8 protein-coding genes and 1 pseudogene are annotated in these 9,687 nt (G+C 71.0%); 5 read left to right on the top strand and 4 right to left on the bottom strand.

Translation table 11 applies throughout. The features are described from left to right. Window position 1: 1 nt before the first annotated feature. The 4 genes from ACWD1U_RS03205 to ACWD1U_RS03220 are packed head-to-tail and all read right to left on the bottom strand — an operon-like array spanning window position 2 to window position 5,581. The gene (locus ACWD1U_RS03205) at window positions 2-862 is read right to left on the bottom strand and encodes a 2Fe-2S iron-sulfur cluster-binding protein (RefSeq protein WP_451103934.1); all 861 of its coding nucleotides are present in this window, start codon (window positions 860-862) and stop codon (window positions 2-4) included. Next, window positions 859-2,682: an NAD(P)H-dependent oxidoreductase subunit E gene (locus ACWD1U_RS03210; RefSeq protein ID WP_451103976.1), complete on the bottom strand. Its 1,824-nt coding sequence runs from the start codon at window positions 2,680-2,682 to the stop codon at window positions 859-861. The genes ACWD1U_RS03205 and ACWD1U_RS03210 overlap by 4 nt, the downstream gene beginning before the upstream one ends. 5 nt (window positions 2,683-2,687) lie before the next feature. After that, window positions 2,688-4,613: a molybdopterin oxidoreductase family protein gene (locus tag ACWD1U_RS03215; protein WP_451103935.1), complete on the bottom strand. Its 1,926-nt coding sequence runs from the start codon at window positions 4,611-4,613 to the stop codon at window positions 2,688-2,690. Then, window positions 4,610-5,581 (bottom strand): 2-dehydropantoate 2-reductase, encoded by a 972-nt coding sequence (locus ACWD1U_RS03220; RefSeq protein WP_451103936.1) that lies wholly within the window; start codon window positions 5,579-5,581, stop codon window positions 4,610-4,612. The genes ACWD1U_RS03215 and ACWD1U_RS03220 overlap by 4 nt, the downstream gene beginning before the upstream one ends. A gap of 235 nt (window positions 5,582-5,816) precedes the next feature. Between ACWD1U_RS03220 and ACWD1U_RS03225 the strand changes: the two genes are divergently transcribed. The 5 genes and pseudogenes from ACWD1U_RS03225 to ACWD1U_RS03245 form a co-directional block, all read left to right on the top strand. After that, window positions 5,817-7,151: an OFA family MFS transporter gene (locus ACWD1U_RS03225; protein WP_451103937.1), complete on the top strand. Its 1,335-nt coding sequence runs from the start codon at window positions 5,817-5,819 to the stop codon at window positions 7,149-7,151. Further along, window positions 7,120-7,260: an MFS transporter small subunit gene (locus ACWD1U_RS03230; protein ID WP_451103938.1), complete on the top strand. Its 141-nt coding sequence runs from the start codon at window positions 7,120-7,122 to the stop codon at window positions 7,258-7,260. The genes ACWD1U_RS03225 and ACWD1U_RS03230 overlap by 32 nt, the downstream gene beginning before the upstream one ends. Before the next feature lie 169 nt (window positions 7,261-7,429). Then, a complete protein-coding gene (locus ACWD1U_RS03235) occupies window positions 7,430-8,368 on the top strand; it encodes a beta-ketoacyl-ACP synthase III (protein WP_451103939.1) in 939 nt (312 codons plus the stop codon). A gap of 147 nt (window positions 8,369-8,515) precedes the next feature. Continuing rightward, window positions 8,516-9,193 (top strand): GntR family transcriptional regulator, encoded by a 678-nt coding sequence (locus ACWD1U_RS03240; protein WP_451103940.1) that lies wholly within the window; start codon window positions 8,516-8,518, stop codon window positions 9,191-9,193. Between the two features lie 11 nt (window positions 9,194-9,204). Then, window positions 9,205-9,423, top strand: a pseudogene (locus ACWD1U_RS03245) (ROK family protein); the annotation flags it as partial. Window positions 9,424-9,687 lie beyond the last annotated feature (264 nt).

Genomic DNA, 9,687 nt, shown 5'->3' on the forward strand with positions numbered 1-9,687 from the left:
ATCAGTCCCGGTTCTGTACGTGCTGGTAGCCGAAGCGGCCCTTGATGCAGAGGTTGCCGTGGGTCACCGGATTGTCGTGCGGCGAGGTGACCTTCACGATCTCATTGTCCTGCACGTGCAGCGTCAGGTTGCAGCCCACTCCGCAGTACGCGCACACCGTGGTCGTCTCCGTCTGCCGCGACGCGTCCCACGTACCCGCCGCGCGCATGTCGAACTCGGACTTGAAGGACAGCGCCCCCGTCGGGCACACCTCGATGCAGTTCCCGCAGTACACGCACGCCGAGTCGGTCAGCGGCGCGTCGTGCTCCACGGCGATCCGGGCGTCGAAACCGCGCCCGGCGACCGAGATCGCGAAGGTGTTCTGCCACTGGTCGCCGCAGGCGTCCACGCACTTGTAGCAGAGGATGCACTTGTCGTAGTCGCGTACGTACAGGTCGTTGTCGACCCTCGGTTCCTCGTTGAGCCGGGCCGCGTCCGGGCCGAAGCGGTCGGGCTTCGCCTCGTACTCCTTGAGCCACTCGGCGACCCGCGGCGTCGTCGACAGGTCGACGGAGGACGCGAGCAGTTCGAGGACGACCTTGCGGCTGTGCCGGGCGCGCTCGGTGCCGGTGTGCACCTCCATGCCCGGCTCGGCCTTGCGGGAGCAGGCCGGGACCAGGGTGCGGGCCCCCTCGACCTCGACGACACACACCCGGCAGGCGTTCTTCGGCCGCAGCGTGTCGCCCTCGCACAGGGTCGGGATGTCCTTCCCGGCCGCCCGGCAGGCGTCGAGGATCGTCGAACCCTCGGGGACCCGGGCCTCCTCGCCGTCGATCGTGAACTCCAGCATGCGGCGCGGGATCCCCAGCGGTGTGACGGTCATTCGTACGCCCCCAGACGGTCGATGGCGGATTCCACGGCGTTCCACGCGGTCTGCCCGAGACCGCAGATCGAGGCGTCCCGCATCGCGCGGCCGACCTCCCTGAGCAGGGCGATGTCGTCCGCTGCGGCGGCGCCGGTGCGCTCCACGATCCGGTGCAGCGCCTCCTCCTGCCGCACCGTCCCGACCCGGCACGGCACGCACTGCCCGCACGACTCGTCGCGGAAGAACTCGGCGATGCGCAGCAGGAGGCGGGGCAGGGGCACGCTGTCGTCGAAGGCCATGACGACCCCCGAGCCGAGCGTCGCGCCCACCTCACGCGTTCCTTCGAAGGTGAGCGGGACGTCCAGCTCGTCGGCCCGTACGAAACCGCCGGCCGCGCCGCCGAGCAGCACCGCCCGCAGCCCCTCCCGCACTCCGGCGAGCGTGAGCAGGTCGCCCAGCGTGGCACCGAACGGCACCTCGTAGACACCGGGCCGCTCCACACTGCCCGACACGCAGAACAGCTTCGGTCCGGTGGACCGCTGTGTGCCGATCGCCGCGTAGGCCGGGGCGCCCATGGTCAGGATCGGCAGGACGTTGACCAGCGTCTCCACGTTGTTCTCGACCGTCGGCTTGCCGAACAGGCCCTTCTCCACGGGGAACGGCGGCTTCGAGCGGGGCTCGCCCCGGTAGCCCTCGATCGAGTTGAACAGGGCCGTCTCCTCACCGCAGATGTAGGCGCCCGCGCCGCGCCGGATCTCGATGTCGAAGGCGTAACCCTGGCCGAGGACGTCGTCGCCGAGCAGGCCGCGCGCGCGTGCCTGCGTGATCGCGTGCTCCATGCGGTGCAGGGCACGCGGGTACTCGCCGCGCAGATACAGGTAGCCCTTGTGGGCGCCGGTCGCGTACGCGGCGACCGTCATCGCCTCGACCAGGGCGTACGGGTCGCCCTCCATGAGCAAGCGGTCCTTGAAGGTGCCCGGCTCCGACTCGTCCGCGTTGCAGACGAGGTAGTGCGGACGGTCCGGCTGGGATGCCGTGGCCTGCCACTTGCGGCCGGTCGGGAAGGCGGCACCGCCGCGCCCGACCAGGCCCGAGTCCGTGACCTCCCGGATGACCCCGGCCGGGCCCAGCTCGAAGGCCCGGCGCAGGGCGGTGTAGCCGCCGTGGGCGCGGTAGTCGTCGAGGGACGCCGGGTCGGCCACGCCCACCCGGTGCAGCAGCATCAGGCCGTCCCGTCCGGCTTGGGGCACCGCCAGCTCCGCGGGCGGCTCCTCGGGCGCCGAGTCGGGCGCGCTCGCGGCGAGCACGGCGTCGTGGACGGTCGCCGGCGCCGCGACCGCCGTACGGACCGGGTCCCCGGCCTTGATCGCGAGCGCCGCCGGGGCGCGCTCGCACAGACCGAGGCAGGGGCTGCGCTCGACCGAGACCCCGCTGCCGGGGCCCAGCCGCTCCTCGATCCCGGCGCACAGCTCCGGCGCCCCGGCCGCCGCGCACGCGAGGTCCGTGCACACGTGCAGCACGGTCGCCGGACGCGGCTTGACGGAGAACATCGCGTAGAAGGTGGCGACCCCGTACGCCTCCGCCGGCGGTACCGTCAGCCGCCGGCACAGGTAGTCCAGGGCGCCGTCGCTGATCCAGCCGACCCGGTCGTTGATCGCGTGCAGCCCCGGCAACAACAGGTCGCGGCGGTCCCGGGCCGCGCGCCCGCCGCGGGCCCACCTCAGATCCGCGTCGGAGCGGTCGGCGCCCTCCCATGAGGACTCCGGAGGGCCCAGCAGGGCGTCGACGGCCGCCCGTTCCTCGTCCGTCGGTTTGCTGTCACCGAAGTGCAGGTCCACTTGCGTCACCCCACGATGGTCGCGATGGGCAGCTTCTCGATCCGGATCGCCGACGCCTTGAACTCCGCCGTCCCCGCGATCGGGCAGTTCGCCTCGATCGTCAGCTGGTTGGTGTCCACTTCGTCAGGGAAGTGCATGGTCATGAAGGCGAGCCCGGGCCGCAGCGCGGCGTCCACCCACACGGGCGCGGTCACCGACCCGCGCCGCGAGGTCACCCGCACCTGCTCACCCACCACGACCCCGTAGCGCTCGGCGTCCTCCGGGGACAGCTCGAGATACTCGCCGCGCCTGAGCGGTGAGGCGTAACCGCCGCTCTGCACACCCGTGTTGTACGAGTCGAGCCGCCGCCCGGTGGTGAGCCGGATCGGGTACTGCTCGTCGGTGATGTCCACGGGCGGGTCGTGCTGCACGATGCCGAAGGGCGCGAGCCGGCCGCGTTTCGCGGGATCCGGCTCCCACAACCGGCCGTGCAGGTAGGTCGGTTCGAGTCCGTCGGTGCTCGGGCAGGGCCACTGGATGCCCTGGTGCTCCGCCAGGCGCTCGTACGTCATGCCGTAGTGGTCGGGGGAGACCGACCGGAGCTCGTTCCACACGGTCTCGGCATCGGCGTACTTCCAGTCGTGCCCGAGCCGGGCGGCGAGGTCGCAGATGATGTCGATGTCCTCGCGGGCTTCGCCGGGCGGGGTGACGGCCTTGCGGACGCGCTGGACCCGCCGCTCGCTGTTGGTGGTCGTGCCGTCGGTCTCCGCCCAGCCGGCGGTGGCGGGCAGGACGACGTCCGCGAGTTCGGCCGTCTTCGTGAGGAAGATGTCCTGCACGACCAGGAAGTCGAGGGCCTTCAGCCGCCGTACGGCCTGCTCGCTGTCGGCCTCCGACTGAGCCGGGTTCTCGCCGATGCAGTAGACGGCCTTGAGGGTGCCGTCCTCCATGGCCTCGAACATCTCCGTCAGGTTCAGGCCGTAGTGCGGCTGGATGACGGTGTCCCAGGCCGACTCGAACTTCAGCCGGGTCTCCGGGTCGAGTAGGTCCTGGAAGCCGGGGAGGCGGTTGGGGATCGCGCCCATGTCGCCGCCGCCCTGCACGTTGTTCTGCCCGCGCAGCGGCTGCAGTCCCGATCCGTAGCGGCCGACGTGCCCGGTGAGCAGGGACAGGTTGATCAGGGCACGGACGTTGTCGGTGCCGTTGTGGTGCTCGGTGATGCCGAGCGTCCAGCACAACTGGGCGCGTTCGGCACGGGCGTAGGCGTGGGCAAGCTCCCGGATCGCCGCCGCCGGTACGCCCGTCACCTTCTCGGCGAGCGACAGGGTCCAGGGCTCGACCAGCGCCTTGTACTCCTCGAAGCCGGTGGTCGCCCGTTCGATGAACGCCTCGTTGGCGAGCCCGGCGTGGATGATCTCGCGGCCGATCGCGTGCGCCATCGGGATGTCCGTGCCGACGTTCAGCCCGAGCCAGCTCTCCGCCCACTCGGCGGTCGACGTCCGGCGCGGATCCACCGCGTACATCCGGGCGCCGTTCCTGATCCCCTTCAGCACGTGCTGGAAGAAGATCGGGTGCGCGAAACGGGCGTTGGAGCCCCACATCACGATGACGTCGGTGTGCTCGATCTCCTCGTACGACGATGTCCCGCCGCCCGAGCCGAACGCGGCCGACAGGCCCGCCACGCTCGGGGCGTGGCAGGTGCGGTTGCAGGAGTCGACGTTGTTGGTGCCCATGACGACCCGCGCGAACTTCTGCGCCACGTAGTTCATCTCGTTGGTGGCGCGGGCGCAGGAGAACATCCCGAACGCGCCGCGCGCCGCGGCCAGGCCCCGTGCGGCCCGGTCCAGGGCCTCCTCCCAGGTGGCCCGGCGGAACGGCTCGTCGCGGGAGTCCCTGACCAGGGGGTGGGTGAGCCGGGTGTAGGTCTTCGGGCTTCGGTCGCGTTTGCTCATGCGGCGCTCCTCAGCGCGAGCAGGTCCGAGATGGCGTGCACGGTGCGCAGGGTGGGCACCTCGACGCCGGTGATCTCCGCCAGTTCGACGACCGCCGCGAGCAGGACGTCGAGTTCGAGCGGCTTGCCGCGCTCCAGGTCCTGGAGCGTGGAGGTGCGGTGGTCGCCGACCCGCTCGGCGCCCGCGAGCCGGCGCTCGATGGAGACGCCGAGCTCGCAGCCGAGGGCCTCCGCGACGGCGAGCGTCTCGGTCATCATGATCTCGATGACCCTGCGCGTGCCGCCGTGCAGGCACATCTGCCGCATGGTCGCGCGGGCCAGCGCGCTGATCGGGTTGAAGGAGATGTTGCCGAGCAGCTTGATCCAGATGTCGCTGCGCAGCTCCGGTTCGACCGGGCACTTCAGGCCGCCCGCCTGCATGGCCTCGCCGAAGGCGAGACAGCGTACCGAGCGGCTGCGGTCGGGCTCGCCGATCGAGAACCGCGTCCCTTCCAAGTGCCGAACAATGCCCGGGGCTTCGAGCTCGGTCGCCGCGTAGACCACGCATCCGACGGCCCGTTCGGGCGCGAGCACCGCACTGACCGCGCCGTCCGGGTCCACGCTCTCGATCCGGTGGCCGTCGTACGGGCCGCCGTGCCGGTGGAAGTACCACCAGGGGATGCCGTTCTGGGCCGCGACGACCGCCGTCGTCTCGTGGAGCAGCGGCGCGATCAGTGGCCCGCACGCCGCGTACGCGTTGGCCTTCAGGCCCAGGAAGACGTAGTCGACCGGGCCGACCTCGGCCGGATCGTCGGTCGCGTGCGGGTGCGCGGCGAAGTCGCCGCGCGGGCTGCGCACCCTGACTCCGTGCTGCCTCATGGCCGCCAGATGCGGTCCACGGGCGATGAGATGCACGTCGGCGCCCGCACGGTGGAGCGCGGCGCCGACGTAGGCGCCGATGGCACCGGCGCCGAGAACTGCGACTTTCACGGGAACACTCCGTTCGGTTTGAGGGATACCGCGGAGGTGACTGCCGAAGGGCGGCCGTGCGGCTCGCCTTTGGCTCGTGCACGGCTTGTGTCGACGAAATATTGTCTACAGTATGGAGGTTGGGGCGGCAAGGGTCCGCGCACCGACCGTTCGGCGCATGCTGCATACCGCTCATCCCATACGGTCGACGCGCCGTCTTCTCAACTCCGGTGCGTATCCCTAGCGTCCGGGGTTCATGAGTCCCCCAGTCGCGCCCCCGGGCTGGAGCCGCTGGCTCGTCCCGCCCGCCGCTCTCTCCGTACACCTCTCCATCGGCCAGGCCTACGCCTGGAGCGTGTTCAAACCGCCTCTGGAGTCCGCGCTCGGGCTCAGCGGTACGCAGAGCGCGCTGCCCTTCCAGCTGGGCATCGTCATGCTGGGTCTGTCCGCCGCGTTCGGCGGCACACTCGTGGAGCGCAACGGCCCGCGCTGGGCGATGACCGTCGCCCTGCTCTGCTTCTCCTCAGGATTCCTGCTCTCCGCGCTGGGCGCGTCCCTGGAGCAGTTCTGGCTGATCGTGTTCGGTTACGGCTTCGTCGGCGGCATCGGTCTCGGCATCGGCTACATCTCGCCCGTCTCCACCCTCATCAAGTGGTTCCCGGACCGGCCCGGCATGGCCACCGGCATCGCCATCATGGGTTTCGGCGGCGGCGCGCTCATCGCCTCGCCATGGTCCGCGCAGATGCTCGAGTCGTTCGGCGAAGACAGCTCCGGCATCGCGCTCGCCTTCCTGGTGCACGGGCTGTCGTACGCCGTCTTCATGCTGCTGGGTGTGCTCCTGGTCCGGGTTCCGAGAAGCGCGCCAGGGGCCCGGGGAACCGTGCGGCAAGCCCCCACCGGCCCGCAGGTCTCCGCGAACCGGGCCATCCGCACCCCGCAGTTCTGGTGCCTGTGGATCGTGCTCTGCATGAACGTCACCGCCGGCATCGGCATCCTGGAGAAGGCCGCGCCGATGATCACGGACTTCTTCGCGGACACCTCCACGCCGGTGTCGGTGACGGCCGCCGCCGGCTTCGTCGCGCTGCTGTCGGCGGCGAACATGGCGGGCCGCATCGGCTGGTCGTCGACGTCCGACCTGATCGGCCGCAAGAACATCTACCGCGTCTACCTGGGCGCCGGTGCGGTGATGTACGCCCTCATCGCCCTGTTCGGTGACTCCTCCAAGCCGCTGTTCGTCCTGTGCGCGCTGGTCATCCTCTCCTTCTACGGCGGCGGTTTCGCGACCGTCCCGGCGTATCTGAAGGACCTGTTCGGCACCTACCAGGTCGGGGCCATCCACGGGCGGCTGCTCACCGCCTGGTCCACGGCCGGGGTGCTCGGCCCGCTGATCGTGAACTGGATCGCCGACCGGCAGGAGGAGGCGGGCCGGCACGGCGCGTCCCTGTACGGACTGTCGTTCGTCATCATGATCGGCCTGCTGGTCGTCGGCTTCGTCGCCAACGAACTCGTCCGGCCCGTCCACCCGCGTCACCACATCCCCGCCCCGAGGGAGGCCGCACATGCCGAGCGACAGCAGTCAGAGCCCGCCTAGCCCCGACCGGCGGTGGCTGATCGCCTTCGCCTGGGTCTGGGTGGGCGTACCGCTCGCGTACGGGCTGTTCGAGCTCGTGCGGAAGGCGACGCAGCTGTTCACCGGGTAGGCGAGCGGTTCACCGGTGAGAGGTTCGACAGGTGTACGGAAGCCCGTGGTGCTGACGGAAGCCGACAACCCCGGCGCCCGTTTCCTGTCGCCTCGGCTGCCGTCGTACCCGCGAGTCACTGATCAGACTGGTGGATCAGCTACCCAAGGCAACGAGGGGGACCCACCCAATGAACGGCTCGCGCATAGCCGCCGTCGGCCACTACCAGCCCGCCAAGGTGCTCACCAACGAGGACCTGGCGGGCATGGTGGACACCAGTGACGAGTGGATCAGGAGCCGGGTGGGCATCCGCACCCGCCGCATCGCCGGACCCGACGAGCCGGTCGACGAACTGGCCGCGCACGCCGCCGCCAAGGCCCTGGCCGCGGCCGGACTGACCCCGGCCGACATCGACCTGGTGCTGGTCGCCACCTCCACCGCCGTCGACCGCTCGCCCAACACGGCCGCCCGGGTCGCGGCCCGCCTCGGCGTCCCGCAGGCCGCCACCATGGACCTCAACGTCGTGTGCGCCGGCTTCACCCACGCCCTGGCCACCGCCGACCACGCGGTCCGCGCGGGGGGCGCGAGCCGGGCGCTGGTCATCGGGGCCGACAAGATGTCCGAGGTGACCGACTGGAGCGACCGCAGCACCTGCGTGCTCGTCGGGGACGGGGCCGGGGCCGCGGTGGTGGAGGCCGCCGACGAGCCGGCCATCGGTCCGGTGCTGTGGGGGTCGGTGCCGGAGATGGGGAACGCGGTGCGGATCGAGGGCACCCCGCCGCGCTTCGCCCAGGAGGGGCAGAGCGTCTACCGCTGGGCGACCACGCAACTGCCGCCCATCGCGCGGCGGGCGTGCGAGCGGGCCGGACTGGAGCCGGCGGACCTCGCCGGGGTCGTACTGCACCAGGCGAACCTGCGCATCATCGAACCCCTCGCGGAGAAGATCGGCGCCGTGAACGCGGTCGTCGCACGCGATGTCACCGAGTCCGGCAACACCTCGGCCGCGAGCATCCCGCTGGCCCTCTCCAAGCTGGTCGAGCAGGGCGCGGTCACCTCGGGCGACCCGGTCCTGCTGTTCGGCTTCGGCGGGAACCTGTCGTACGCGGGGCAGGTCGTGCGCTGCCCGTGAGCGCTGAGGCGGTGTGACGCGGTCAACTCCCCGAAACCCTGGCCCTTGTGCGCAGTAGACTGTAGACGAAAGACAATTGATACTGACTGTGCGGTGACACCGGCATCAGCCGCGTTGTGCACGGCCCTGCCGAGGAGGGGGACCGCGATGCTGTCGACAGGCCTGCCCCAGGGGGCGGTACCCAAGCTGGAACGCCCGGGACCGTTGCGCGATCGCGTCTACGAGGCCCTGCTCGAACTCATCACCACCCGCTCCCTCCAGCCCGGCCAGCACCTCGTGGAGAGCGAACTCGCCGGGCACCTGGGGGTCTCCCGGCAGCCGGTGCGCGAGGCGCTCCAGCGGCTCAACACCGAGGGATGGGTCGATCTGCGGCCCGCCCAGGGCGCGTTCGTGCACGAGCCGACGGAGGAGGAGGCCGACCAGCTCCTCACGGTCCGTACGCTTCTTGAGGCCGAGGCCGCCCGCCTCGCCGCGGCCAACGCCGGCAGTGCCGGCATCTCCGCCCTGGAGGCGCTGTGCGCGGAGGGCGAGAAGGCGGTCGAGGCCGACGACGTGGACGGGACCGTCGCGATCAACGCCCGCTTCCACGCCAAGATCATGGAGCTGGCCGGCAACGCGGTCCTCGCCGAACTCGCCGCCCAGGTCGACCGGCGCGTGCGCTGGTACTACACGCCGGTGGCCCGCCAACGCGGCCACCAGTCCTGGATAGAGCACCGCGAACTCATCGCCGCGGTCGCCGACCGGGACGAGCAGCGGGCCAGCCAGCTGATGCGCGAACACACCGAGCACACACGGCGGTCGTACCACGCGCGGGCGCGGTCCTGAGGTCTCACACCGTCGCCGACTTCCTCAGCGTCAAGATCGGCACCGGCATCGGCTGCGGCATCGTCATGGGCGGTGAGGTCTACCGCGGCACGACAGGCACGCCGGCGACCTCGGGCACATCCGAGCCGTCCCTGACGGCCGCGCGTGCGCCTGCGGCAACCGGGGCTGCCCGGAGGCGCACTTCACCAGGAGCGGCCCTCACCCGCGACGCCCTGGAGGCCGCCCAGCAGGACCCTTTCAAGCGCACCTCAGTTCTTCAGCACGACGCGTCCGGTTCCGAGCCCCGTTCCTGCTCCGTCCTCAGGCAGCCCGACCGCTGCCCGCCGTTCCACGTGAAGGTCACTCCCCGAGGGAGGAGTGCCGACGGCCGTACGCGCATGAGGAGGCCCCTCCCTGGCCGGGCGGTTTCTAGGGATCGTCGCAACACATGATCGGTTGTGTCAGACGGCGAGCAGTTTATGCAGGCGCTCGGCTGGGGTCTCCCAGCCGAGCGT

The sequence above is a fragment of the Streptomyces sp. NPDC002788 genome, from assembly GCF_053592115.1.